Genomic DNA, 25,874 nt, shown 5'->3' on the forward strand with positions numbered 1-25,874 from the left:
GACCGTACTGTGGTTCTGTCTGCGCCACGAGCTTCCATATCGATAAGTGCTTCGCCTACAGCTTTTTGGTCTTTGCCCAGAGATACGCCTACTACCTTTTTAGCTTGCCGGTCACATAGGATGGTCAGGTAGTTGTGCCCTTTCTTTCGTGAGGTCTCATCGACAGATAGGTCCTTGACCGCTCTTAGCTCCTGAGTAGCCAAAGCGTTGCTTACATGGCGGCCCACTATACGGCTAGCTATACGGGAATCAAAGCTGTAGTGGCGGCCAACTGCAGAGGCGCTCATGCCTTTATCCATAAGCTTTAGAACGTCAAGCTCAAACAAAAGGGTAAAGGAGCTGCCCGGCTCAGCCCAGGGCACAGCTACCAGGCGTACCTCTCCTGACTCCGTCTTCACCCGCGGCACACGTGCGTGCAGATAGCAGTCATGTTGGAAAAAACGCAGATGCCGCCAACTCCGCAATTGATGATCGTGCACAGGGCACAGCTCGCCCTCGTACTCAAATTTGACCCGCTTATGGTGGTCTACTTCAATATGGAGCTCCTTTTCTCCTTGTGCTGCATCTCGAAAGTCAATTTTCTTGATATACCACGGTGACTTTAGCGCTAGGGCTGCTGCAAATAGTTCGGTGTCTTTCATCTGCTAAAAATACAAAACCCACTATTAATGGCGAAGAGCCATTTTATTTGTCTTTCTGGTACTATCCGCAAGTAGTACTTTCGCTCAATTATATGCTCAGAATCGAGTTCTGGTGACCGTTTTTTCACAAGACAGCTTACCTGTTGCTGACGCAAGCGTAGAGGTTTATTCCGAGGAGGGCGGTGATTTACTTTTCTTTGAAATAACTGATCAAAAGGGAATGTTTTCCTTTGATGCAGGAACGTATGACAGTTTACTGTTTTTTTTTAGTCACCTCTCGTATGGAATACATAAAATAAAAAAGAACAAGGCGGAATGGCAGGGAAATAAACTTGCAATAAATCTAGCAGCAAAAAAAATTGAGTTGGAAGAAGTAGTTGTCAGCTCGCGCAGGTCGGGCGTGATTTTCAAGGGAGATACTATTTCTTTTGACCTGAGCGTATTGCGGACGGGCAATGAAAATGATGTCAAATCTCTGCTAAGGGCTGTACCTGGCCTGGAGATAGGTGAAAATGGGAGCATCAGCTTCAATGGCAGGAAAGTGGATGAGATATTATTGAATGACAAAAACGTCATCCAAAGCCAATTTGAAGTATTGAATAACCTATTTCGGCCTGATGAACTGCTTACTGCCGAAATGATAAACGCAAAAAAGGAAGAGGCGCCCTTGATGCTAAATTTGATTCTGGATAAGCCCCGAAAGGAAAAGTTCCAAATAGCCGGAGGCTTAACGCACGATAAGCGCGTGGAATTGGACGCCAATAGGCTAAAGTTGCAGCCTGGAAGTGAATGGAGCAGTGTTGTCACAGCGAGATTTAACAATTGGGCAAATCCGGTTTTATCAGAACAAGACTTCCTTAGAGCTCAGGACTTCGACTACATAGTCCTGAAGCGGAAATATAATCGCTCCGAATCCATCGATTTAGACCTTGGAACCTTTTCGCCTCCTGTTTTTTCTGATAAAGAGGAATCGCTTTTTCAGTTAAGTTTGAACCGGAAAAATGATGCTTCTACGACTAATATTTTTGTACGCTACCTGGGATCTGATAAAACAGTGGAGAAAGAGCATATTTTCTTTTCCGTTTTTGACAATGCGCCAATTGGTGGGTCGGAAGAGCTGAGCAATCGCAGAAAACAAGACGCCTTAGTGAGGGGGTCCCATCAATTTGATAGAGACAGACTTTCTCTCAAGTTATTCGCAGGAGTAAACTTAGCCATATTGAGCAATGAATCGGCAGGAAGCTCTTTCTTTCAGGGAGCGCAGCAAACCCATTCTTACCAATCCAAGCAAGCCAATACTGTGGGCTATGTGAGCGCAAACCTTATCTACGCGTTAGGGAATGGGTACTACTTTGATTTTTACAATAGCACTACCCTCGACAGAGAGTCCTCCAGCCACGATATATTAGACGGCTACGATGTTTTTGAGGCAGCTGAACTGCTCGCTAGCGGACAGTTTAGCTTTTCGACAGATCAAGCTGTAACAACCAAGAGCGCCTTCAATGCTTTCAGCTTTAAAAAAGCAATGAAAAACCTTGAATTGGCAGTTGGCAGCAACCTTGTGTGGGCTAGTGTTGTCAACCAATCCGAAAGCCCTGTTGAATCGAATCGTTTTAATTTGCTTTACGAAAAGAAAATATTTGAGTACTCCCCTTTCCTAAAAGCTTCATTCAATAGAGATGCCTTCAAGTCTTCTGTTCTGCTAAAGTCAAAAAATGCCTTTTCCTATGGGAGCACTACCGTAATCGACGAGGATATCCGACAAAATAATGCACCTTATGTACAGGTGTCGTTGCAGTATGAGCTCTCCCAAAATGTGCAAGCAGAACTAAGGTACCAGTATCGCGAAGATTATATCTCGCCACTACAAAGAAGGCGCGTACCTTTAGTACAGGATAATCGGAACTACGAATTCGACCCGGTGCGTACCTTCCCGGATATAGCGATGAGCAGCCTCAATGTTAACATCAAATATTTACGCCCGAGTATTCCTGCCTTTGCCTTCGTCAATATTTTCTATTCGAGCACAGATAGCGTAATATATGGCTACCCCTTATACTTGGAGGGCTATCAGGTGCAATCAGGACGGATGATTGAAGGCAATACCCGAGCAGGGTTCATATTTGCAGGGTCCTTTCGGTGTGCGAATAAAAACAGAATGACCATCAGAGGAACAGGCATGCAAATCAAAGGCAAAACCCTGAATGCAGATGGGCTGCCCCGGGCAAGCACAACCACGCTGTATCAAGTGCAGCCGGGCTATCAGTTTTTTCCGGTACGACAAAGGTTTTCGACTAGTACGCACTTCGAGTTGAGCTACACCAGGCAGGCCTTTCAAGGCTCCACATTGGCCTACTCGGCATTCCGTATCGTCCCAAGGGTAGATATATCCTACAAAATTGCAAAGTGGTATTTTGAAATGTCAGGGAGGTACGATAGCCTGAGAAATTTCAACCCGCAGAATATACTTTCATTTAATATACAGTGGGCACCTACCTCTAAACTCAAAACGGAGATGGGCGTATTTGACCTGCTCAATTTCAATGGCAACAGCTACGCTTTAGCAGATTTTTCAGACAATGAGATAAGAGTAGAGCAATACCGTACAATAGGAGGTTATTTTTATGTCAAAGTCGGGTACTCAATTGACAAATCGGACTAAAGGTGACCAATTAGAATTCGGGAATCATTGGAGTATTTCTTTTCCCCCGCTGTCGGTAGGTTAGCAGCCATGCCGCTGCAAGGCGTACGGACGCTATCGGTTCTCGGAAGCTGACAACGCAGTTCGTTCTCCAGCATACACCGAAGCGTCAGTATGCACAAGCTATGACGAGCGTTGCGCTTGGGGGTAAGCTATGGGTAGCGGAAAAACAAATCATACTTTGAAATGAATCATTTGCACTGGGAAACGTTATATTTATGGACTTAAACGAATGCTTATGAGTACGGTAGAGATGAGAGATAAGGTTCATCAGATGATCGACGAAGTTGATAATACGCTGCTAGAGGCGATCCACGCTATGCTGGAAACCTACCAAAAGCGGCAGGAAGATGACTCTGTTGCGAGTTATGACGTAGTGACTGGAACGCCTAGGTCTGCTTCTGAGCTGACGGCTATTCTTGAAGAAGAAGTTGCCGCTGTCCTTCGTGGGGAGTTCGCTACCTTTGAGGACTTCCAAAAAGAATCTGCGCAATGGAACCAACGTACCAAATAGTACTCTCCAGCGGAGCCCAGCAGAATTTACGTGACATCTATGATTATCTTCATGATCACGTTTCTCTTGAGACAGCAGAACACGTGAAAGAAGGCTTGGAGGCAGCAATTGCCAGACTATCGCAATCACCGGAAGCAAACGGGCTATTAAAAGGTCATTCCAGCAGCATCGTATACCGAAGGGTATTGAAATGGTCATATCGGATCATTTTCACTATCGAAGAAAAACAGCTAATTGTTGTAGTTATCCGTGTTGATAACCAAAAAATGAGCCCTTCTAGCTTAGAGAATTTACCGTAACCCTCTGTTTGGCGTATGCTGTGCTCTTCAACTTAAAGAACTGACAAGCCATCAATTCGGTCGAAATGTTTCGTATTATGAGTAAGTACAGGCAATCCGTGAATAAATGCCGTAGCACCGATGAAAACATCCTACCATTGGGGAACTTGCCATGTATTCATTTTTTTGCTGTTTGCCTGCATCGCTTCTATTTCTTTCTCACTCCAAGTAGAAACCTTTAAATCTTTGACTTATAAGAATCGAAGCTTTCCGATTTTTCCTCTTTTTGTTTGCTAAGCAGGAAATGTTATATTCATAGTCCTAAACGAATGATTATGAGTACTGTGGAGATGAGAGGCAAGGTTCATCAGATAATTGGCGAGGTTGACCCTGCGCCGCTAGAGGCGATTCACGCCATGCTGGAGACTTACCAAAAGCGGCGGGAAGATGACCCTGTTGTAGGTGGTGAGCTAGATGGCACACCGATTACCGCGTCAACCTTAGAGCAGCAAGCTGATGACGCCATAGAGCAAGTCGCGAGAGGCGAGTACATCACATTGGAAGAACTTGAAAAGGAATCGTAGGAATGGCTGAAACGTACCAAATAATTGTCACTGAGGCAGCTAAGAAAGATATCAATGACATTCTTGATTACCTGCAAGACAATGTCCCGGTTCGGCGTAGGCTGAGCCTACGTCATAGCAGTATCACAAAAAATAACTGCAACCCGGTTAGGTAGACTGTGTCTGCATCCTCCTCCACTGCCCATAGCCTGACACCCCAAATCCAAGCCACCAGCCACCACAATCAAAAGCAAGGTCGCAGGTGTCCTGTCTGACGCTTGGGGATTTCCAGCAGGCGCAACCTGCTAAATGGCAGTTTAGGTCAATAGGGCGTCGCAGCCGCAAGCAACGACGAGCGTTTTGTTTGGTTGGAGCAGGTAGCTACGGGTAGCGGAGGGTATTAAAGAATATCGACCATGATAGCTTTAGATAACTCAAATTCCTTAAACTGCTTTTGCAGGGCGATGGTGAAAATATCAAACATGCCACCGTCCTCTTCCATCAATATTTTTCCTGCTGAATGAAGCCTGATGCTATAATAGCGTACGCCGACATGCCGCTGATGGATTGGCAGACGAATTATTTGTGAAAGTCCTATATCAGAGAAACTGGAAAAATTTGCTGCTAACAATCGCTTGTATCTTTCCTTAGCAGGCGTTTTTTCCAGCAGAGCTATGATGTCTTCTGCATCGCCAAACTTAGTGAATGTACCCATAGAATCATACAACGCTCGAAGAAAAGGCAGCAGTTCTTTTTCCAGAATATCTGGACGTAGCTTGCCTTCCCAGCTGCTTTCCTTGATTTTGCCTTCATAGATGTTTAGATGGATACCGTGTTCGGCGAGTGGAACTTTCACTTCTTCGATTGCCATTGTATCACAACTAACGCTGACTTCATTGACTAGCCCTATAGAGAGAAATGCACCCATGTTTTTGAGGATAAGATAACAGGTTTTCTTTAAAATTCTCAGATTTGAGCCTTGACAAACCACCTGGGCGAGCGTTACGTTTGGGGTGGCAAGCTACGGGCAGCATGGGGGCTCTACTACAACCTCGGCAATCCCTATAATACTATGCTGCATAACCGGTTAACGCTCTCTCATTTTCTGGAATAAAGCCAAGAACGATATCAAGGCGAGCTACCCCATAGCTCATTAGTTCTTCAGCAACGTCAATATCTGTCCAGTTGCACTGAATCCATACCTTTTCTTCTTTTATATCAAAATGCATAACGCAGTCATGGACGAACTCGTTTTTTTCCCATCCTACACGCATGAGCTGATAGTGGTTGTTAGCTTTATCAGCAATTACCTGATTTTCAATATTTTTAATATTTGAAGGTTTGATTTCAGCGATTCCCGCTTTGGCATCTAAGGCCCTGAAGCTGAATGATTTGAAGCTAAAGCCATGAGCAGGTGTTTAAATGAGTTGAGCCCCAGAAAACGGAAAACAGCCCTGAATTCATCCCAAAGACGGGTTTTAGTTTTTACCGCAGACAATACCTTTTTGAAAACCTTGCTGGCCAATTGCTGGATTTGGTCAATGAGGAAAACGAGCATCATCAAAGTCGCTAGCAAATTTGATAGATGTTTTTTCCCATGCCCATAGTTGTGCTCAAAATTGTAGCCCTGATTTTTCAGCGTGTTGAACGTTTCGTTTTCGATTTTCCACCGGCCGCGGCCGCATCGGGCAAGAAGCACTACATTTCTTTTGTTAATTTTAATATTTGTAACCCAAGTAAAAGTAGCGGTTTTGCCTTTTTTGCCCGTGACTTTTAAAATTAAAAAATTCGTGCGCACATCTGCCGCGCTGTTATTCAGTGGCAAATTATCACACCAGGAAAGATGCCATTCTTCATCGCCCACTTTTTGGTAATGGTGCTGATAAGCATGCTTATTTCCAGGGTGGCCATAGTGGGCGAAAAGCATTTCATGGCTATCAGGCTTGACGCTCAAAATATAGCTGTGCCCCGCTTGTGTGATTTCCCTGATCATCGGGCCATTTGCAAACAGGGCATCCCCCCCATGCAAGAACTTCCAGTTTGGGTGGCGTTCCCACAAGCGGCCCCACAGCCGATTGGCCGCTACCAGTTCATGGTCGTTCTTCTTTTGCCCGTCTTGCTTGTTTATCGGCTCGCAGTCCAATGGCAGGACTTCCCCAGCACCCGGCTTTACAATCACAGCACCCAACATAGCATGGGAGTAGCGGACTGCCTTGTCCTTGCCGCGGCTTCTCTTTTGCTGGCAGTACTCGCAGCTTACCTGGCTAGACGAAAAAAACTCTACCCCGTCCATCGGGGCCAGGAGGTGCCCGCCCAAGAGCTCGTACTGCTTTAGTTTGCCGCTCTTCTCAACTTCGCCCAATACCTGCCCGAATAAAGGCTGAAGCTGAGAAGGGGGGATTTCATCCAGCGTTTGGCGCATACTGGTGTCTGATGGCACCTTGTTTATGCCAAACAGCTGCCGAAGGTTAACCTCTTCCTTCTTTGTCCGCCCTTTGTCAAAGGCCAATAAGGAAGGGTACTTCAACTGGAACATCGCCATGGCGCTCAGAAAATAATCGGGCAATTTGATGGACGCATTCGGCGCACGCGGGTCAGGCACTCCACTGTAAAACGCTCTGCATAAGCCATATAGGCTGTCATAGCTGGTGCCGCTTGGCTTTTTCATTCTCTTTTTTCCTCAAAGGTACACCTTATTCTTTATCAGTGGGTTGTGTGCCAAAGCGGGAATCGCTGGTTTGATTTTAGCATATTCATTTAACACTTTTAGTATTGCTTCCTGGTATCTTGTTACTTTATCCATGCTGATATTTTTATGGCTCCAATTTGATAAACCAATAGCTTTATTTTTTTCCTTGTGACAATTTCTTTGATGAATGGCCGTTGAAAAAAGCCATCGTAAGTCCGTTTGGGTATTGCCAAGTAAAGTTCGCGATTAGGGTCATCAAAGTCAAGAGCCAATGAATACATTTCATACTGCCCAACAGCCTCGTGCATGTCCTGTACTGGTGAAGGTTTGATGAAGCTCTTTATTTCTACCGCTATCTTGTGGTTGTCCTTCTGCGCTGCTATTAGCTTTTCTGTCCAAGGTCTATCCTGAAGTCAACTTTTCCGTAGCTGAAAGAATATGGATCATCGGTGATGGTCCAGCCTTCCTTTTCTAACGCCTGCTTTACAACGTCATGATATTTATCTCTTGTTGACATATCCTATCTTTTACACAGTAAAGATAATCCGGTTAGGCGCAAGCTACGCCTACGTCATAGCAGTATCACATAAAAAACAACTGCGACCCGGTTAGGTAGGCTGTGCGTGCATCCCCCCCCCGCTGCCCGTAGCATGAAACCCAAAACCAAGCCCAACGCTGCAAGTAGACTGCGTCTACGCGCTAGCTATCAGGGCGGGAAGAGGACACTCAATCTTTTGCGATACGCCTACTATTCTCGGATGCGAAGGAGGATAACCAAATTCACTCACCGCAAGCATCAGGCAGTGAAAGACTGAAACGCTGTCGATTCTTGAAAACAGGCTACCACACCAGTTTCATGCCATGCACTTGCACATAACCTTCGCTGTCTGCCGTTCTGACATAAGCTTGCGGAAGAAGCCTGCCGAGGTCTTCTTCGGGAAAAAAAAACTTTTTTCACTCCAACTAAATATTCGGCTTCACTGGTTTAATATTGGGGGGAAGCTAAGTTTACCCGGCTGTATATACCGGGGTTCAATCCCGTGGCGATCAGTCTATGCCTTGAGGCGATCAACAATAAAAGATATTTACGCGCAATAATTTGCCTCTTAACTTGTTTTGTGCGCAATAATTTAACAATTTTAAAGAGGTCAGTTATTTTATGCGCAAACATTTGATATGAACCCTATTGCCCGGGCCATTTACATGATGTTTCTGGTCAGTGAAGTGCACCCCTTTGATGATGGCAACGGACGTATTGCCAGGATAATGATGAATGCGGAATTAGTCCATGGAGGAAGCTCCAAAATCATCATCCCTACTGTTTATCGTGACGATTATATGCTGGCTTTACGAAGATTGACGAGGCAAAGAGATGCCAGCGTATTCGTAAGGATGATGGAACGGGCATCTGCCTTTAGCCACTGGCTGGAGCCGGTTGACTGGGAGGGCATGCATACACAACTAAAAAGCGCCAGCGCTTATGGAGAGCCAGATCAGGATGGGGCTGTTTTGCGTTGGGCGGAAGGGTAGACCTGCTACCAATAGCGGCATCGTAGCTGCAGGCTGGTACGAGCATTGCGTTGTATTTGAAAGCTTAAGGGCAGCATGGGATTCCCCAGCTATCAGGTTCGAGGTGAAAACGCCAGCAGTTCCACCTTCGCTAAGCTTCACCAGACACTTTGCGCTGCGGCAATCCTGAAAATCAGTAAAGCCAATAATGACACGAAGAAACACGAATCGTGAAGGGCGCCAACATACAGATATCAGCAGTTGTGTAGCAATAATCGGGTATGCAAGGCCACTTGATTATAGCATTTGCGGTGAATAAAGCGTATATTTACCGCAAAAATAGCGGTGAATAGAGGCGCTTACATCCATCAACAACCAAACTGGCCGAATTTTATCTGGAATAATTAACGCTTAATCACCCTGTTGGGCAAAGTGAGAAACGCGCAAGGCCGGTTAATCGGCAAGATGGAAAGTTTAGGGTTTGACCTTCAAAATGAGGCGACCCTGGAATCACTCACCTTAGAAGTTGTGAAATCAACAGAGATAGAAGGGGAATACTTGAACTATAGATGATTTTTTTGGAAACCTGACGACGAAGAAATGGGCTAAAATCGCAAAATGCTCTTCTGATACGGCATTAAGGGATATTCAGGATTTGTTGAAAAAAGGAATCTTGGTTAAAGATCATGCAGGGGGGAGGAGCACAAATTATTTACTGAAACCAATCGAATAGTAGCACTAAAGCCAAGCCCCTAATTTCAGGAACTCACAATTTTAAAAGCATGGCAAGTTTTACATGAAAATACGCAGTATAATAATCTCAGCCCTATTCATTATGGTTCTTCTGTACGGAGCTTATATTTTATGGGCAATCCTTGCGTTTGGAGGGGGCTGTAACAGAATGGCTCCTGAAACACATTTTTTGCCGGATGGCTACACGGGGAAAGTATATATATTTTTTAATCAGAGCGAGGGCAGGGCAAGAGAATATGATGAAAATGCAAGGGTTTACAGGATTCCAAAATCCGGAGTGCTGCGAACCAAATTTAAATCCAATAGCGGCACGATAGATGCAAGGAAGGATTTGAATTTCTATTACCAAAAACCAGATACCTTACTAGAGCTAAAGCAATATGTGTTTGCAAGGGCAGATAGCACTTTAAACCTTGACTCTAATACGGTAGTAGTATTTGGGTATCGTATAGGTAGAGACTGGTTCGGGTTTGGTAAAGAAGGAGAAAAGCTTAGATCAACCACCTATATAGTAGATAGCTTGAAAAACGTCAACAAAAGAGATTATAAGCTGACCTTTCGCACGCGAAAGGTTATGATAATTGAAAAAATTAGCAGTATTCAGGGTGCTTGGCACAGCAATCCCACTCAGTGCATGGCACTGAAAAAGCACTCGCATGAACAAGTTAATCAAAGCCTTACCCCAAAAGAGGGGTGGCTAGCCCGTTTGGCGGCCCAATTGCAGGGACATAGGCTTTGAGCCTTTGCACCTCTTGAAAAGCCGCCCTGAGGGCATTGACATAAATTTTGGTTTTTAGGGCAAAGTGGTTGGTCTGCTCTTTTGCAGACAGCAGTTCGAGTTTAGTCCAGGCAATCATGGCAGCAAAAACATGGTTGCACTGGGATGTCTCGTGCTTGGTGGGGGACTTTTCCAGCCCCACGTTTTGTTTGAGCGATTTGTGGAATACCTCCACTCCCCAGCGTGTCCCGTAGGTTGTGCAGATAGCTGGGCCGCTTAGCTCCAGATCGTTGGTGACCAGGTACAAGTCTCCAGTTGAGCCGTCTTGGTTTATAAAGACCTGTTTGACCAGCTGGACTTGGAAGTCCAGCCCTTTAAGGTAAACAGTAATGGCCTGGCCTGCTTGCAGTTCTAGCCCGTCGACTCGGTGGAACTTGCCTTCCAGTTTGTCTTCCATGGTAAGGGCAGCCTTGCGGTTGCTCTTTAAGGCACTGATAAAATGCTTGCCCAGCTCATAGTGCACGAACTCAAAGTTCTCCTTGGCAGCAAACCAAGTGTCCCAGACCACATAGCGGAAGGGCACGCGGTTGTATTTGACAAGTGCAAAAAGCTGGTCGCGCAGCATCTCGTTCTTGCTGCGGGGGCTGCGCTTCTTTACCTGCCCGCTTTTGGTATCCACGTATTCTTGCGACTTGCGCACGATCTCAAAAGCAACAGGCAGCTCTATGCCCTGTGGGCTCTGGTAAAGGAAATTCAGGATGTTGATCCCTTTGGTGTGCCCCGCTTTCGGCTTCTTGGAGTGGTCCCAGTGCCAAGTGACCACTTCATTCTCCGTAGAGTGCGGCTTCTCCTCGATCGTGTCATCTATCTTGATGACCGCGTCCGGGTGCTCCACTTTACGTACCAAAGGCTTTATGCAACGCCAATAGTCCTTTGCCGTGAAGGCTTCCTGCCCTAAAAAACGGCTGATCTTGTCATGGCTCAGTGCCTGATCGGTCAGCTCGGACAAGCCGGTGGCTGTCGCCATGCGAAACGATGCCAGCAGGTAGTCCGAATACAAGTCTAGTAACTTTGGGTCTTTCATCTTTCGCTCCTTTGAGCTGCAAGATAACTGCCCTGACATTATTAATCAATTTTCCAAATATTTCGCGTGCGAAAGGTCAGTTATAAGCTAACAATTGAGAGGTTTGAAGATTGGGATCATTAAAAACAGATGCATTATGCTGGGGCTTTTCAAGAAACCAATCGAATAGTAGCACTAAAGATCACACCACAAAACCCATCACTTCAACGCCCTACAGCACCGCCTCCCGCGCCGCCTTCATCGGAATGCCAATGCACTTCTTTTCCATGTAAGCCAGCATCTTTTCCATCAGCGCTTTGGTCTGATCGTCGAGGGTGGCGACCTCCTTGTGGAAGACTTCGTTTATGGCGCGCTCCCTGACGGCCTTGATTTCGATGGGGACCTGCCGCATGGCCAGTTCGATCTGACGCTGCTTGATGAGGGCAGGCATTTGCTGTATGTACTCGTTGAGGACTTTGTGGGCGCGTTCCACTTCGCGTTCGCGGAAAGCGAGGTTTTGCTTGGCGAGATTGCGCAGCCCTTCGACTTCGATGTACTCGAAATCGAATTGCTCGACAGCGGCTTCGGCTACGTTGTTGGGGATGGAAAGGTCGATGACAACTTTGCGTTCGGTGTCGCCCTGCAGCAGCTTTTCGTAAAGCGGGGCTGTAATGATCGGCTCCGTAGCCCCGGTGCATACGATCAGGCAATCGAAGCCTTCCTGATAGTCAGACAGGTCGCTTAGCGGCAGCGCCCGGCCGTTTAGGGTTTTGGCCAACTGCTCAGCTTTGTCGAGGCTGCGGTTGAAAACAGTGATGTTGGAAAACTCGTACTTGCTCAGGAATTTGCCGACGAGCTGATTGGTCTGTCCGGCACCCACGAGCAGCACGCGGTCTTCTTTGTGGACGTGCGCTTTGAGCATTTGCTGAAAAGCCAGAGAAACCACGGAAACCGGCTTATCGCCAATCCGGGTACGGTTGTAAACGGCTTTGGCTGCCACTACGGCCTGCTGAAAAACGAGGCGGATGTACTCTCCGGTAGTGCCCCAGCTGTGGCAGAGCTCGTAAGCTTCGCGGATTTGACGGAGGATTTGGCGCTCACCGATCACGAGGGAGTCGATGGAAGCGGAAACATCAAAAAAGTGCCTGAGGGCTTCTTCTCCCTGATAGTGGTAAACGATATCATCAAGCTCGTCCACAAGCTCGATCGGCATGTCAGGGTTAATACGCTGAAAGAAACGCGCGATGAAGCGCTCGTCCACCTGATGATTGGTGGTGAAGAAGTACATGACCCGGTTGCAGGTGGGCAGGTAGAACAGCTCATCAATTTGAAACTGCGCCTTAAGCTGCTGCAGTTGCTGCTTCAGTGCCTCCTGATCGTCCACCTTGATCACAAAATCGCCTATATCCTTGAGGTTAGTGCATTTGTGTGTTACCGTAAGTATATTGTACTTCGCCAGCATAAAGCCCTTAAATTCAGTGTTCGGTTACAAAAGTAATTTTCGCTCGTTGCATCAATGTCACAAAACTGCAACAAGGTTCAACAAAACTATTTATCGACCGTATTTCTTGTCATGACATTTATCAATATCTTATATCTCCTTACGAAAAAATGACAAAAGAAATGTTGGTTTTCTGAAAGGCCACAGCTTGGTAAAGCCCTGCTATGCCTCTGTTTCAGCGTTTTTGTCGCAATAGTCAAGTATAAATACGAAGTGTAGGCTCGAACCGTTGTCAGGCTTCGGTCATAAAGTTGCACAAATTTTTTTGTTGAACTAAGTTCCTGATCCTGAAAGGAGTTCGTTGGTGAATATTTGCTCAATAGCTTCCAAAGTGGATTCGATATTGTTTGCCTTCAGCCACGTTACAAACCTGGAGACGCGCGCTGCATCCATTTGCCCCCACGTTTGGGCAGTTCCGTAGTAGGGGTTGGTGCGTTTCTGGGCTTTTACCAGGTCAATGCGCTCCCGGTCGTGTGCGGTTACAAAAGCCCCCAGCATACGGGCCGCTGATTCGGGGTTTTCCAGGGCGTGGAGGTAGCCGGCTTTGGTGGCTTGTAAGAAGGCTTGGTAGGCTTCCCGGCGACTTTCAATTTGGTCTGCCAACGCCAGAAGCACCGGTGAATAGCCATAAGGTATGCCGTAATTGCCAAGTTCAAAACAACGCAGCTCAATGCCCTGTGTTTCGGCTTCCACTCCTTCCCAGTTTTGGAATATCCAGGTGGCATCTGCTTTGTTCTCAAGCAAGGTATTCCAAATGCCGAGCTTGTCGGGATAGCTGAGGTAGATTTCGCCCCTGCCGCCGTCGTTGCGCACCATTTGTTGCACGATTTTGTCTTCGTACCGGGCACCATAGGAGGCATAGCTTCTGCCATCCAACGCAGCGGGGCGGTTGATGTCACTGGAAGCCAGTACCGCGATGGCGCTCGCATCTTCCTGCAGGATGGCAGCCACGGCTTTGGCCTCCGCCTTCCTGGATTTAGTATTCAGGCTGATGGCGCTCTCCGTTGGGGCGATGGCAAAGTCTACCTGTCCGAGTTCCAGCTTCTTGGTCGGGGTAGTGGCGTATTGATCTGCAGAAGGGTCAATAATTTGGACCTGTAGCCCGGCGTTTTCATAGTAGCCCAGCTCCTGCGCCACAAAGAAGCCGGTATGATTGGTGTTGGGGGTCCAGTCGAGTGCTATACTAATTAGGTGTCATAGTAGCAAGGTGTCTGTTTAATGATTTTAGGATATATTCTACAAAATAGCGAACGAATAGGTTTGAGGGGCTTCCACCAAATTACACCTTGTTATATAAGGTCATTCACAACTCCTCCTGTAACAGTTGGACAAAAAACAAATTTGCGTTAGCTTTGCCCCGCTAAATCATAAGCGATTAGCAGAACCTAAAACAAAGGGGGACCGATGGTTCCTCGGAAACAACTATAACTTTAAACAAAAAATGGTATGGGTCAAACGATCACTTATTTAGTACCCGTCTTTGGTGTACTCGCCCTGTTGTACACCTTCTGGCGCTCTGCCTGGGTGTCTAAGCAGGAAGTTGGAACAGAACGCATGGGCCGTATCGCGGTGAATATCGCGGATGGCGCTATGGCATTTCTCAAAGCGGAATACCGCGTATTGGCCATCTTCGTACTGGCCGTGGCAATCCTACTGGGCATCAGCGGTAATACTGCTGATTCCTCTCCCCTTATCGCTCTGTCTTTCGTACTGGGCGCGATTTGCTCTGCACTGGCAGGGTTTATTGGCATGCGTGTGGCGACTAAAGCCAACGTGCGCACCACCAACGCTGCTCGTCAGGGGCTGGGCAAAGCACTCGAAATTGCCTTCGCTGGCGGCTCTGTTATGGGCCTCGGTGTGGTTGGTCTTGGTGTGGTCGGCCTCGGTGTGCTCTTCCTGGGCTACTCCAGCATCGGCTGGGATGTTAACCGCGTGATTACCGTGATCACTGGCTTCTCCTTCGGTGCGTCCTCTATTGCCCTCTTCGCACGTGTGGGTGGTGGTATCTATACCAAAGCTGCTGACGTGGGCGCCGACCTTGTGGGTAAAGTGGAGGCTGGTATCCCTGAGGACCACCCTCTGAACCCGGCAACTATCGCCGACAACGTAGGCGACAACGTAGGTGACGTAGCCGGTATGGGCGCTGACCTTTTTGAGTCTTACGTGGGCTCTATCATCGGTACGATGGTACTGGGTGCTGCGTTCATCGGTTTGACCGGTTTTGAAAATTCAAATGACTTTGGAGGGCTCAATGCCGTGCTTCTGCCACTGGTACTCGCAAGTGTGGGCATCGTGACCTCTATCCTGGGTACTTTCTTTGTGAAGGTAAAAGAAGGCGGTGACCCTCAGAAAGCCCTGAACCGTGGGGAATTTCTGTCTGCCGGTGTGATGCTGGCGGCTACTTTCGCCATCGTTAACTTTATGCTGCCTGCAGAATGGACTTTCGAAGGCACCACTTACACCTCTATGGGGGTATTCTGGGCGGTGATCTTCGGTCTTGCCGGCGGTTTGCTCATCGGTATGATTACGGAATACTACACGGGTACCGGTACCAAGCCGGTAAAGAGCATCGTGGACCAGTCTCTGACGGGTGCGGCGACTAACATCATCGCTGGTCTTGGTGTGGGTATGCAGTCAACGGCTATCCCTATTCTGATCCTGGCAGTTGCTATCGTAGGTTCTTACTCTTTTGCTGGCCTGTATGGTATCGCAATTGCTGCAGTAGGTATGCTTTCCAATACCGGCATTCAGCTGGCGGTAGATGCTTATGGCCCGATTTCCGACAACGCCGGCGGTATCGCTGAAATGGCGGAGCTGCCAAAAGAAGTGCGCGAGCGTACAGATAAGCTTGATGCAGTAGGTAACACTACGGCTGCAATTGGTAAAGGTTTCGCAATCGGTTCTGCGGCACTTACTGCCCTGGCACTCTTTGCTGCCTTCATCACTGCGTACAACCTCAGTCACCCGGATGCAAGACTAACCAGCATCAACATCACCAGCCCTTATGTCATGGCGGCCCTGTTTGTGGGCGGTATGTTGCCTTTCCTGTTCTCTGCCCTCTCTATGGGTGCAGTGGGCCGTGCGGCAATGGATATGATTCAGGAGGTGCGCCGTCAGTTCAAGTCTATCCCTGAGCTGACTGCAGCGCTTGACGTAATGCGCAAAAACGACGGCAAAGACTTCGCTGACTGGAGCGATGCCGATCAGAAGACCTTCGAAGCAGCCGACGGCAAGGCCGAATATGGCAAGTGTGTGGAAATCTCCACTGCGGCTTCTATCCGCGAGATGGTGCGCCCTGGCCTGCTGGCCGTACTGGCACCGGTCGTGGTTGGCCTGACGCCTGGCCTGGTAGGCCTGGGTAGCCAACTGGGTGCAGAAATGCTTGGCGGCCTCCTCGCAGGTGTTACCGTAACCGGTGTACTCATGGCCATCTTCCAGTCTAACGCTGGCGGTGCATGGGACAACGCCAAGAAAATGTTTGAAGAAGGGGTGGATATCAACGGCGAAATGTACTACAAGGGTTCTGACCCCCACAAAGCAACCGTTGTTGGTGATACCGTGGGTGACCCGTTCAAGGATACTTCCGGCCCATCACTGAACATTCTGCTGAAGCTGATGTCTGTGGTCGCACTGGTAATTGCGCCACTGCTGTAATCTCAGCGAAGGAATAATTGTAACAGCCCCGGTAGAATGACGCTACCGGGGCTGTTCTGTTTGGGGCTGGCACAACTTCTTTTCTGGTTTTATCGTTACCTTTTCGATAATTTGGCACTGGATTTGTTACCATACCGTTAAAGCAACACCCGTGCAGGTACGATTATTCCCTTTTCTTGTTGAATGAAGTATATTTATTCGTTGAATTGCCTAGCAGAAAAAATTAGCAGAATAATCTAAGACAGCTGGCACCGGATATTGCTACTTGCAAACCGTGCATTAATCCAGAAAGCACACCTTAGGATGTCAATAAAGAAATTTATCATGAAGTACAGAGGTCAGATCTTCTTCTCCGTTTTGTTAGTCGCCCTACTTGCCGCGGCTTACTACCCGCAACCCAATAATGCTGAAAAGGAAGCTGTTCTGATGCAGGCCGTATTGAGCGGTTTCGGACAGCTGCATTATCAGCCGAAGGATATCAATGACGATTTCTCCAGTCAGATTTTTGATTTTTACCTCGATCAGGTCGATGGTGGCCGCCGGTTCCTGACACAGGAAGATATTGCTAAGCTTGAAGGCTACCGCACGAGTATTGATGATCAGGCGCAGGCCGGGCAGTTCGAATTTTTCGATGCCTCTGTTCAAATGCTGGAGGCCGCTCTTGATAAAACACAGGGTTATTACCGGGAAATGCTGGAGACGCCTTTTGATTATGATACCAACGAATTTATTGAGCTGGATGGCGATAAGAAGCCCTTCGCTCAGCATGACGACGAGCTGAAGGAGTACTGGCGTAAGTACCTGAAGTACGAAACGGTAGAGCGCATCGTCAACAAAACCAAAGAAGAGGAAAAGAAAGGGGAAGAGGAAGCCCCAAAGTCCTTTGAAGAAATTGAGCAGGAATCCCGCAAAGAAGTCCTGGAATTTCTGGACGACTGGTACGGCCGTATGCGCAAACTGAAGCGGGAAGACCGCCTGAGTGTTTACCTCAATACCTTCACGCATATATTCGACCCGCACTCCGAGTACTATCAGCCCATTGATAAAGAAAACTTCAATATCCGCTTCAGTGGCCGGCTGGAAGGCATTGGCGCCACTCTGCGTACTGAGGATGATTATACCAAAGTGGTGAGTATCGTAGTTGGTGGGCCGGCATGGAAACAAAAAGAGCTGGATGAAAACGACGTCATCCTGAAGGTTAAGCAGGAGGATGAAGACGAGCCTAAGGATATTGCAGGCATGGTCATCAACGATGTGGTGCAGCTCATCCGTGGGGACAAAGGTACCAAGGTGACCTTAACAGTAAAGAAGATCGATGGCAGTGTGAAAGATATAACGATCACCCGCGATGTAGTCGTCCTGGAAGAGCAGTTTGCAAAATCACTCATCCTGGAAGGGGAGGAAGGCAGCGAAGAGCGTATTGGATACATCCTGCTGCCCTCGTTCTATGCAGATTTTCAGAATAAAAACGGGCGCTTCTGCTCTACGGATGTGGCAGCAGAAATCGAGAAGCTCAAAGCTAAAAATGTAGATGGCATCATCCTGGACCTGCGCTACAACGGTGGGGGTTCCCTGCGGGATGTGGTCAAAATGACTGGCCTGTTCATTGAGAAAGGTCCGATTGTACAGGTGAAATCCCGTATTTCGGACCCTGAAGTGCTGAAAGACTCCGATTCGCGTGTGCAGTATGATGGCCCGCTCGTAGTTATGGTCAATTCTTACAGTGCTTCTGCCTCGGAAATTCTGGCAGCAGCCTTGCAGGACTACGGCCGGGCGGTGATTGTAGGTAGCCCTTCCACTTTCGGTAAAGGCACCGTGCAGCGCTTTATCGACCTGGACCGCACGATCCGTGGCTTCAATGAGTTGAAGCCACTGGGCGAAATCAAGCTGACCACTCAGAAGTTCTACCGCGTCAATGGCGGTTCCACCCAGCTCAAAGGCGTGACGCCGGACATTATCCTGCCAGACAATTTCTTCTACATCAAGACCGGCGAGCGCGACCGGGAGTATGCCATGGAGTGGACGGAAATCGACCCTGTGGAGTACGATCAGGATGTGCTGCAGGTGGATAACATCAGCAAGCTGCGCCGCCGCAGTGAAAAGCGGATTGAAGAAAATGCGGCTTTCCAGAAAATCCTGGCTAATGCCAAGCGCGTAGAGCAGCAGCGCGAAGAGTCTGCCTACCCGATTGGGCTGGAGGCCTACCGCGAAATGCGCGAAAAACGTCAGGAACAGGCCGATGAGTTTGATGGCGTCATGGATCAGGTGGTCCTGGAGAATATCTCCAACCTGGAGGAAGACCTGCCTGGCATCGAAGCCGACGAGTCCAAAAAAGCCCGTAATGACGAGTGGCTGGAAAGTGTCTCCAAAGACATTTACATCAAGGAAACACTGGCGATCATGCATGATATGATCAAAGAGAAATAGGCTTTTGGGCCCCTCAGCTTCGGAGGCTTTTCTACCTGGGTGGGAAAGCCTCCGTTTTTTTTCGGCACAGGGGGCAACTGCTTAAGTCTTTTGTACTTTTGCATATTCATTCACAGAATCCATAAGCGTGAATTATCTCAACCTCGAAGACGTCACAAAAATGTACGGAGAGAAAGTTCTCTTCGACAATATTTCCCTGCAGGTTAATCAGGGGCAAAAGATCGCATTGGTCGCCAAAAACGGATCGGGGAAAACCACGCTGCTCCGGGTGATCGCCGGCGAAGAAGCGCCGGAAGGAGAGGCCGCCAAAGTCTACCTGCACAAGGATGTACGCATTGGCTTCCTGAATCAGGACCCTGAGTTTTTCGAGGAACATACTATTCTGGAGGCTGTACTGGATTCAGACAATGCTATGATTCAGGCCGTGCGGGCATACGAGTATGCTATGCTTTTTCCGGACGATACTGAGGCCATGCACAAAGCCATCGCTAAGATGGATACCCTGAAAGCCTGGGATTTTGAAGCCCGCATTCGGGAAGTGCTGACCAAGCTGGAAGTCAGCGACCTGAATAAATTGGTCAAAAACCTCTCCGGAGGGCAGAAAAAACGCCTGGCCCTGGCTAAGCTCATCATCGAAGAGCCGGAATTCCTCATTCTCGATGAGCCGACCAACCACCTCGACCTCGACATGATCGAGTGGCTGGAGGAATACCTGCAGCAGCCACGCATCACCTTGTTCATGGTGACGCACGACCGCTACTTCCTGGAGCGGGTCTGTGACATCATTGTAGAGCTGGACCTGGGCAAGCTCTACCGCTACACTGGTAACTACAGTGAATTTTTGGAAAAGAAGACGACCCGCCATGATGTGGAGTCTGCCACGCTGGAGAAAAGCAAGAAACTGCTCAAACGGGAACTGGACTGGGTACGCCGCATGCCCAAAGCCCGGGGTACCAAAGCCAAGTCCCGGGTGGATGCCTTCCACGACCTGAAAGATGAGGTCTCACAGCAGCGTATTGATGAAGAGATGAAGATCGACATCAAGGGGCAGCGCATGGGCAAAAAAGTGCTGGAAGCCCACAACATCAGCAAGGCCTACGATGACAAAGTGCTGGTGGACGGCTTTACCTACAAGTTCCGAAAAGGGGAGCGCGCAGGCATCGTTGGGCCGAACGGGGTCGGTAAATCCACTTTCCTGAAATTGCTCACGAATGAAATTCGCACAGATAGCGGCAAGGTCGTGGTGGGCGGAAATACCGTCTTTGGCTACTATACTCAGGACGGCATCCAACTCAAAGAAAATAAGCGGGTTATTGATGTGATTCAGGACATTGCTGAGTTTATCCCCATGGAAAAAGGGCAGAAACTGACCGCACCTCAGCTACTGGAGCGTTTTATGTTCAACCGCAAGCAGCAGCAGGTATACGTTTCTGAGCTCAGTGGTGGAGAACGCCGCCGCCTGTACCTGCTCACTGTCCTTATGGCCAACCCCAACTTCCTTATTCTTGATGAGCCTACCAATGACCTGGACATCATGACGCTCAATGTGCTGGAAGATTTCCTGATGGATTTCCCGGGCTGTGTGCTGATCGTCTCCCACGACCGCTACTTCATGGACAAAATCGTGGAGCATCTCTTCGTTTTTGAAGGCAACGGAAAAATCCGTGACTTCCCGGGCAGTTATACCCGTTACCGGGAGGTAAAAAAGGAAGAAGACCGGGAAAAAGCCCGCCTGGCCAAGGAAGCAGAAGCCTCCACGCCTGTTGCGCCAAAGCCAAAATCTAAAGCCACGGCCCTGAGTCAGGATGAACGTAAAGAGTTGAAGCGGCTGGAAAAGAAAATTCTGAAACTGGAAGAAAAAAAGACGGAGCTAACTGAGCAGTTTAATGACACAAGCCTGAGTGCTGAGCAAATTACAGATTTGTCGAAGGAGCTGAGTGATGTCAATGATGAGCTGGAAGAGCTGGAGCTCCGGTGGATGGAGCTGGCTGAAATGGCCTGATTTTCTCTGAGCAGAACCTTTGTAGTGCATGATCATTAAGTACAGTAGCCTGGTTATTTTTCCATTGATGCTGCTTTTGCTGGCACCCGAGAGCAACCGGCAGAAAGCCGCCTTTCGTGCGCACTACAAGGGCATGTTGCTGTACTCAGAAGCCCACTATGAGCGGGCTGTCAGCCACTTTGAGAAAGCCCACAGCATCATTCCGGACAATTACAATTTCAACCTTTCCCTCGCCCTGGCGCTGAGCCGGGTTGGCCGGGCGGACGAAGGGCTGGGACTGCTGCAAAAGAGCGATATCCTGCTCCGGTCCGGCGACCCTGACCTCGCGCAAAAGGAATCTACACGCTATTTCCTCAAGGGCATGGTTCTGCTTTACGCTGACCGGGCAGGGCAGGCTTTACAACCACTGGAAAAGAGCATTGGCTTACAGGAAAAACTGGGAGACCCCAAGCGGTTATCCATTTATTACAACGCGTTGGGCTACGCTACCATGCTCAATCAGGGGGGCAGCGACCACGGCAGCGATACCCTGGGCTGGCACTACCACGTACACCGGCGCGACTTGATCCGCTCTCTTGGCTATTTTGATCAGGCGGTGAAGTACGACACGAAAAATGCTGCAGCCCTTTACAACTACTTCCTGGTGCGCGACACCCTCGGCATGGAGGGAATGAAAGACTACTATGCGCAACAGGATTCTGCGGGCCCAAAGCCGGTAGGGGAGCTCCCCGGCAATACGAACCGGACCCTGGAGTTTACCGACTACGAGGAGCTGCTCTTTCTGCTCGATTTATCCGGGTCCATGGTAATGGAGAAAGTGCCTTGTATGGGTACCACCCGGTTTGAAGTGATGAAACAGACGGCCTTGTTCATTCTGGATAGCCTTCCGGAGGCCACTCAACTCGGTCTGGGCAGCATAGATGGGGACTGCTGGACGGAGCCCAAAGCCTGGGATGCGGTGGGGGCGCTGAGCCGTTACGATATGCGCTACCGGCTGCGATTCCTGGTACCCAATGGCACTACACCGCTCCTCGAGCGCCTGCAAGCCAGCCCGGAGCTGTTTTCAGACGATGCGCAAACCCGGAAGTCGATCTTCCTTATCAGTGATGGAGCCAACGTTTGCCGGGCCGATGGGGAAGACATCTGTGAGTGGGCCAGCCGTTTGTCCAGCCGGAAAATCACTATCAATATCCTCACTTTTCTGGATGCTACGGAGAGCAACACCAACGCATTCGCGGAATACGCCTGCCTTGCCGACAATACCGGAGGCGACATCCTCTACATGGACAACTACCGCTGCGGGTACGAGTACTTTGGCGCCTCTATGGTGGAAGGCTGCCTGCCCCGTATCCCCAATTTGCGCAAGGTCACCTGCTGGGGGCGTGCCTACCAAAACCTATGGGCGGTGGAACGATAGGCAGAAAAGTGCAAACCGGCAAAACAATATTTCGGTCCATCCTATCTATATTACATATGCATTGCCAAAAAGAGGTAAAAATTGTACATTTGCCTACCTTTCAAAATCCTTGGAAAAATAAGGGTTTTACCCCGGTCCGCCTGCTTGTTTTTAACAGGGAGCACTACTGAAGGCAGCTATTGAAAACACCAAATAAAAAACCGCGTAGGGCATGAACGCATGCCTGACGAATTGAGCCGCAAATTTTGACCGTTTAAGACCCGTCAACAAAAGCGGTTCAGGCGTGAAAAGACTATCAGATAATCCGGTCTAGTCGCACTAGTCCCACATTACAATAAACAAATTAAATTCATCTGCTATGCCATTCGATCTCGATATGATCAAGGCAGTGTATAAAGCACTGCCTGCGCGAGTAGAGGAAGCCAGGAAAACCCTTGGCCGCCCGCTCACCCTTACTGAAAAAATCCTCTATACCCACCTGCACCCTGAGTCGCCGTTGCAAAATTATTCCCGTGCCAAAGACTACGTTTTCTTTGCGCCTGACCGGGTTGCTATGCAGGATGCGACCGCACAAATGGCACTGTTGCAGTTTATGATGGCTGGCCGCGATAACGTCGCTGTCCCTTCCACCGTGCACTGTGACCACCTCATTCAGGCCGAAGAGGGCGCTGCACAGGACCTCGCCAAAGCTAACGACGTGAATAAGGAAGTATACGACTTCCTGTCTTCTGTGTCCAACAAGTATGGTATTGGTTTCTGGAAGCCGGGCGCGGGTATTATCCACCAAATTGTGCTTGAGAACTACGCTTTCCCCGGTGGTATGATGATCGGTACCGACTCTCACACCCCTAATGCAGGTGGTTTGGGTATGGTTGCGATTGGCGTGGGCGGTGCGGATGCCGTAGACGTTATGGCTGGCATGCCCTGGGAACTCAAGATGCCTAAAGTAATCGGCGTGAAGCTGACCGGCAAGATGAGTGGCTGGACTTCTGCCAAGGACGTCATCCTTAAAGTGGCGGGTATCCTGACTGTGAAAGGCGGTACTGGTGCCATCGTTGAATACTTCGGTGATGGCGCAGAGTCGCTGTCTTGTACCGGAAAAGGCACGATCTGTAATATGGGTGCCGAAATTGGCGCGACCACCTCGACCTTTGGTTACGATGAGGCTATGGGCCGCTACCTGCGTGCTACAGAGCGTGCCGAAGTTGCCGACCTTGCGGATGGCGTGAAAGAGCACCTCACCGGTGATGCCGAGTGCTACGCTAATCCGGAAAAATATTTCGACCAGGTGATTGAAATCAACCTGTCTGAGCTGGAGCCACATATCAATGGCCCTTATACCCCGGATTTGGCATGGCCAATTTCCAAGTTTGCTCAGGCCGTAAAGGAAAATAACTACCCGCAAAAGCTAGAGGTAGGGCTGATCGGTTCCTGCACCAACTCCTCTTATGAAGACCTCGACCGGGCGGCCTCTCTGGCACGTCAGGCGGTGGATAAGAAGCTCAAGGTGAAATCGGAGTTCACGGTGACGCCGGGCTCTGAGCAAATCCGCTTTACGGTAGACCGTGATGGTCAACTTCAGGACTTTGAGAAGATGGGCGGCGTTGTGCTGGCTAACGCTTGCGGGCCGTGTATCGGTCAGTGGGCTCGCCACACCGATGACCCCAACCGGGCAAACTCCATCATCACCTCTTTCAACCGGAACTTCTCCAAGCGTAACGACGGTAACCCGCAGACCCGCTCCTTCGTGGCCTCTCCGGAGATTGTGACGGCGATGGCCATTGCCGGTGACCTGACCTTCAACCCGCTGACAGATACGTTGAAGAACGAAAACGGGGAGGATGTGAAGCTGGACCCACCCACTGGCGTTGAACTGCCAGCCAAGGGCTTTGCCGTTGAGGATGCCGGGTTTATACCACCTGCTGCTGATGGTAGTGGTATTGAGGTAAAGGTAGATCCCAATTCAGACCGCCTGGAGCTGCTAACCCCATTTAAGCCGATCACTCAGGAGCAGCTGAAAGGCATGCGCCTGCTGATCAAAGCAAAGGGTAAGTGTACAACGGACCACATTTCTATGGCGGGCCCATGGTTGAAGTACCGTGGCCACCTGGATAACATCTCCAACAACTGCTTCATCGGCGCCATCAACTTCTTCAATGGCGAAATGAACAAGGTTGCGAACTACGTGGACAGTGAGGACGAAGCGGAATACCTGGGTGTGCCAGACTCTGCACGCAAGTACAAAGCCGCAGGCATCAGCACCGTGGTATTCGGTGAGGAAAACTACGGTGAAGGTTCTTCCCGTGAGCACGCTGCTATGGAGCCGCGCCACCTGGGGGTCCGTGCGGTGATTGTGAAGTCTTTCGCACGTATCCACGAGACCAACCTGAAGAAGCAGGGCATGCTGGCTCTCACTTTCGTTAATCCGGATGATTACGAAAAAGTACGGCAGGACGACAAAATCGATATCCTCGGCTTCAATGAGATGGCACCGGATAAGAACCTGACCGTGAAGCTGCACCACAAGGATGGCTCAACGGAAGAGTTCGAGGTAGCACACACCTACAATCAGGCGCAGATCGATTGGGTAAGCGCGGGTTCTGCACTGAACAAAATCCGGGAGGAACTGGCGAGCTAAGCCTGTTGCTCTGTTGAGATAATTTGAAAAAAAGTAAGCCATCCCAGGCAAATGCCTTGGGATGGCTTCTTTAATGATTGGGGTATATAGGTCAGGTGTTTTTCAGAAGGTATGCGCAGCGATTAGTACAAGGCTCCGGTGAAACGCTTCACTGGCGAAAAAGGTGAAGTCGAGCTGTGCGCCAAGCTGCAATCTTTCTGTTGCCGGGATAAGCACCCGTGCACTCAGTGGAATGCCCACTATCCACTTATCAAGGGTCTCAATCTGGCTTTCCAGTACTTCCAGGTCATAGGTGGAGGTGATATTGTATCGCGCAAGGGTCTCATAGCGGTGCCGGCGGAAAGCCCCGCTCACACCGGTACCGATTTGCCACTGACTTTTAGCTCCGATGCCGTTGAGGTGGTAATAGCCTATGAGGTTGAACTGTGCGAGACGTAGCGCACGCGGGCTTCTCGGGCTATGCGTGACTTCATTCTCCGCAACTGCATTGAAAGTCATGGAGCGGTCAGTACCGTACTCGCCTTTCCAGCCGGTATAGTTGACCTGTAAGCTGGCAGTCCACCTTGGATGTATGGCATAATTAAGGCCAATTCCAAATTGCATGCTTCGGATGGGGTAGGTCACGTTGCCAGTACTCCTGCCAGAGTTACCGTTTTCAAAGGTCATAAGCTCCGTGCGGAAGTCGTTGAAGATTTCAAACTGCTGGTAGCCCAGTGAGGTTTGTACGCTCCATGGGGAGTCCTGCGCAGTTGTGATCGTTGCAAATAGGATCATTAGAAAACTAGCGATGGTTAGCCTTTTCATAG

Annotated in this window: 19 protein-coding genes and 2 pseudogenes; 12 read left to right on the top strand and 9 right to left on the bottom strand. The window is 49.1% G+C overall.

Annotated features, from left to right (window positions below):
* Positions 1 to 641 (bottom strand): transposase family protein (locus IX84_RS12415; protein ID WP_044220961.1); only part of this gene is annotated, 641 nt, incomplete at its 3' end.
* Between the two features lie 112 nt (positions 642 to 753).
* Here IX84_RS12415 and IX84_RS12420 point away from each other — a divergent pair.
* The 4 genes from IX84_RS12420 to IX84_RS12435 all read left to right on the top strand — a co-directional run bounded on the left by IX84_RS12420 (position 754) and on the right by IX84_RS12435 (position 4,718).
* Positions 754 to 3,303: a hypothetical protein gene (locus IX84_RS12420; RefSeq protein WP_152605027.1), complete on the top strand. Its 2,550-nt coding sequence runs from the start codon at positions 754 to 756 to the stop codon at positions 3,301 to 3,303.
* A 277-nt stretch (positions 3,304 to 3,580) separates the two neighbouring features.
* Positions 3,581 to 3,856 (top strand): hypothetical protein, encoded by a 276-nt coding sequence (locus IX84_RS12425; RefSeq protein WP_044220969.1) that lies wholly within the window; start codon positions 3,581 to 3,583, stop codon positions 3,854 to 3,856.
* The gene (locus IX84_RS12430) at positions 3,835 to 4,155 is read left to right on the top strand and encodes a type II toxin-antitoxin system RelE/ParE family toxin (RefSeq protein ID WP_044220972.1); all 321 of its coding nucleotides are present in this window, start codon (positions 3,835 to 3,837) and stop codon (positions 4,153 to 4,155) included. Before IX84_RS12425 ends, IX84_RS12430 begins: the two co-directional genes overlap by 22 nt.
* Positions 4,156 to 4,484: 329 nt before the next feature.
* A complete protein-coding gene (locus IX84_RS12435) occupies positions 4,485 to 4,718 on the top strand; it encodes a hypothetical protein (protein ID WP_152605028.1) in 234 nt (77 codons plus the stop codon).
* A gap of 379 nt (positions 4,719 to 5,097) precedes the next feature.
* Here IX84_RS12435 and IX84_RS12440 read toward each other — a convergent pair whose 3' ends face one another.
* The 4 genes and pseudogenes from IX84_RS12440 to IX84_RS34570 all read right to left on the bottom strand — a co-directional run bounded on the left by IX84_RS12440 (position 5,098) and on the right by IX84_RS34570 (position 7,903).
* Positions 5,098 to 5,625: a hypothetical protein gene (locus tag IX84_RS12440; protein WP_044220977.1), complete on the bottom strand. Its 528-nt coding sequence runs from the start codon at positions 5,623 to 5,625 to the stop codon at positions 5,098 to 5,100.
* A gap of 142 nt (positions 5,626 to 5,767) precedes the next feature.
* A complete protein-coding gene (locus tag IX84_RS12445; RefSeq protein ID WP_044220979.1) occupies positions 5,768 to 6,052 on the bottom strand; it encodes a XisI protein in 285 nt (94 codons plus the stop codon).
* A 14-nt stretch (positions 6,053 to 6,066) separates the two neighbouring features.
* Entirely contained in the window at positions 6,067 to 7,059 is a 993-nt protein-coding gene (locus IX84_RS12450) for a transposase (RefSeq protein ID WP_152604899.1), read from the bottom strand.
* Positions 7,060 to 7,487: 428 nt separating this feature from the next.
* A pseudogene (locus tag IX84_RS34570) lies at positions 7,488 to 7,903 on the bottom strand (element excision factor XisH family protein).
* Between the two features lie 659 nt (positions 7,904 to 8,562).
* Here IX84_RS34570 and IX84_RS12460 point away from each other — a divergent pair.
* From IX84_RS12460 to IX84_RS12465, 3 genes and pseudogenes are all read left to right on the top strand, one after another.
* Positions 8,563 to 8,916 carry a Fic family protein gene (locus IX84_RS12460; RefSeq protein WP_044220982.1) on the top strand — a complete coding sequence of 118 codons (354 nt, stop codon included), beginning with the start codon at positions 8,563 to 8,565 and terminating at the stop codon, positions 8,914 to 8,916.
* 324 nt (positions 8,917 to 9,240) lie between these two features.
* Positions 9,241 to 9,459 (top strand): annotated as a pseudogene (locus IX84_RS34785) (DUF4172 domain-containing protein); the annotation flags it as partial.
* A 232-nt stretch (positions 9,460 to 9,691) separates the two neighbouring features.
* Entirely contained in the window at positions 9,692 to 10,387 is a 696-nt protein-coding gene (locus IX84_RS12465; protein WP_044220985.1) for a DUF6843 domain-containing protein, read from the top strand.
* Here IX84_RS12465 and IX84_RS12470 read toward each other — a convergent pair.
* The 3 genes from IX84_RS12470 to IX84_RS12480 all read right to left on the bottom strand — a co-directional run bounded on the left by IX84_RS12470 (position 10,326) and on the right by IX84_RS12480 (position 14,118).
* Complete coding sequence (locus IX84_RS12470) at positions 10,326 to 11,450, bottom strand: IS701 family transposase (protein ID WP_044215897.1); 1,125 nt, start codon at positions 11,448 to 11,450, stop codon at positions 10,326 to 10,328. The genes IX84_RS12465 and IX84_RS12470 overlap by 62 nt on opposite strands.
* 211 nt (positions 11,451 to 11,661) lie before the next feature.
* On the bottom strand, positions 11,662 to 12,891 hold the full coding sequence (gene hemA, locus IX84_RS12475; protein WP_044220988.1) for a glutamyl-tRNA reductase: 1,230 nt from the start codon (positions 12,889 to 12,891) through the stop codon (positions 11,662 to 11,664).
* A gap of 312 nt (positions 12,892 to 13,203) precedes the next feature.
* Positions 13,204 to 14,118 carry an ABC transporter substrate-binding protein gene (locus IX84_RS12480; RefSeq protein ID WP_044220991.1) on the bottom strand — a complete coding sequence of 305 codons (915 nt, stop codon included), beginning with the start codon at positions 14,116 to 14,118 and terminating at the stop codon, positions 13,204 to 13,206.
* A gap of 258 nt (positions 14,119 to 14,376) precedes the next feature.
* On the opposite strand from IX84_RS12480, the gene IX84_RS12485 reads away from it, so the two are divergent.
* The 5 genes from IX84_RS12485 (at position 14,377) to IX84_RS12505 (ending at position 25,068) form a co-directional block, all read left to right on the top strand.
* On the top strand, positions 14,377 to 16,584 hold the full coding sequence (locus tag IX84_RS12485) for a sodium-translocating pyrophosphatase (RefSeq protein ID WP_044220995.1): 2,208 nt from the start codon (positions 14,377 to 14,379) through the stop codon (positions 16,582 to 16,584).
* Positions 16,585 to 16,908: 324 nt separating this feature from the next.
* Complete coding sequence (locus IX84_RS12490; protein WP_052515975.1) at positions 16,909 to 19,011, top strand: carboxy terminal-processing peptidase; 2,103 nt, start codon at positions 16,909 to 16,911, stop codon at positions 19,009 to 19,011.
* A gap of 127 nt (positions 19,012 to 19,138) precedes the next feature.
* Positions 19,139 to 21,013: an ABC-F family ATP-binding cassette domain-containing protein gene (locus IX84_RS12495; protein ID WP_044221001.1), complete on the top strand. Its 1,875-nt coding sequence runs from the start codon at positions 19,139 to 19,141 to the stop codon at positions 21,011 to 21,013.
* Between the two features lie 28 nt (positions 21,014 to 21,041).
* Positions 21,042 to 22,430 (top strand): VWA domain-containing protein, encoded by a 1,389-nt coding sequence (locus tag IX84_RS12500; protein WP_044221004.1) that lies wholly within the window; start codon positions 21,042 to 21,044, stop codon positions 22,428 to 22,430.
* A 358-nt stretch (positions 22,431 to 22,788) separates the two neighbouring features.
* Positions 22,789 to 25,068 carry an aconitate hydratase gene (locus IX84_RS12505; protein WP_044221008.1) on the top strand — a complete coding sequence of 760 codons (2,280 nt, stop codon included), beginning with the start codon at positions 22,789 to 22,791 and terminating at the stop codon, positions 25,066 to 25,068.
* A gap of 102 nt (positions 25,069 to 25,170) precedes the next feature.
* On the opposite strand, the gene IX84_RS12510 is transcribed toward IX84_RS12505, so the two are convergent.
* A complete protein-coding gene (locus IX84_RS12510) occupies positions 25,171 to 25,872 on the bottom strand; it encodes a hypothetical protein (RefSeq protein WP_152605029.1) in 702 nt (233 codons plus the stop codon).
* Between the last annotated feature and the right edge of the window lie 2 nt (positions 25,873 to 25,874).

Origin of the sequence: Phaeodactylibacter xiamenensis (genome assembly GCF_000759025.1) — a bacterium.
GTDB lineage: Bacteria > Bacteroidota > Bacteroidia > Chitinophagales > Saprospiraceae > Phaeodactylibacter > Phaeodactylibacter xiamenensis.

Bases quoted from the DNA above. Each gene is read 5' to 3' on its own strand.
- IX84_RS12460 (WP_044220982.1), top strand. From the start codon at position 8,563: ATGAACCCTATTGCCCGGGCCATTTACATGATGTTTCTGGTCAGTGAA.
- IX84_RS12490 (WP_052515975.1), top strand. From the start codon at position 16,909: ATGAAGTACAGAGGTCAGATCTTCTTCTCCGTTTTGTTAGTCGCCCTA.
- hemA (WP_044220988.1), bottom strand. From the start codon at position 12,891: ATGCTGGCGAAGTACAATATACTTACGGTAACACACAAATGCACTAAC.
- IX84_RS12505 (WP_044221008.1), top strand. From the start codon at position 22,789: ATGCCATTCGATCTCGATATGATCAAGGCAGTGTATAAAGCACTGCCT.
- IX84_RS12435 (WP_152605028.1), top strand. From the start codon at position 4,485: ATGAGAGGCAAGGTTCATCAGATAATTGGCGAGGTTGACCCTGCGCCG.
- IX84_RS12425 (WP_044220969.1), top strand. From the start codon at position 3,581: ATGAGTACGGTAGAGATGAGAGATAAGGTTCATCAGATGATCGACGAA.
- IX84_RS12440 (WP_044220977.1), bottom strand. From the start codon at position 5,625: ATGGGTGCATTTCTCTCTATAGGGCTAGTCAATGAAGTCAGCGTTAGT.
- IX84_RS12485 (WP_044220995.1), top strand. From the start codon at position 14,377: ATGGGTCAAACGATCACTTATTTAGTACCCGTCTTTGGTGTACTCGCC.
- IX84_RS12430 (WP_044220972.1), top strand. From the start codon at position 3,835: ATGGAACCAACGTACCAAATAGTACTCTCCAGCGGAGCCCAGCAGAAT.
- IX84_RS12510 (WP_152605029.1), bottom strand. From the start codon at position 25,872: ATGAAAAGGCTAACCATCGCTAGTTTTCTAATGATCCTATTTGCAACG.
- IX84_RS12470 (WP_044215897.1), bottom strand. From the start codon at position 11,450: ATGAAAGACCCAAAGTTACTAGACTTGTATTCGGACTACCTGCTGGCA.
- IX84_RS12500 (WP_044221004.1), top strand. From the start codon at position 21,042: ATGATCATTAAGTACAGTAGCCTGGTTATTTTTCCATTGATGCTGCTT.
- IX84_RS12465 (WP_044220985.1), top strand. From the start codon at position 9,692: ATGAAAATACGCAGTATAATAATCTCAGCCCTATTCATTATGGTTCTT.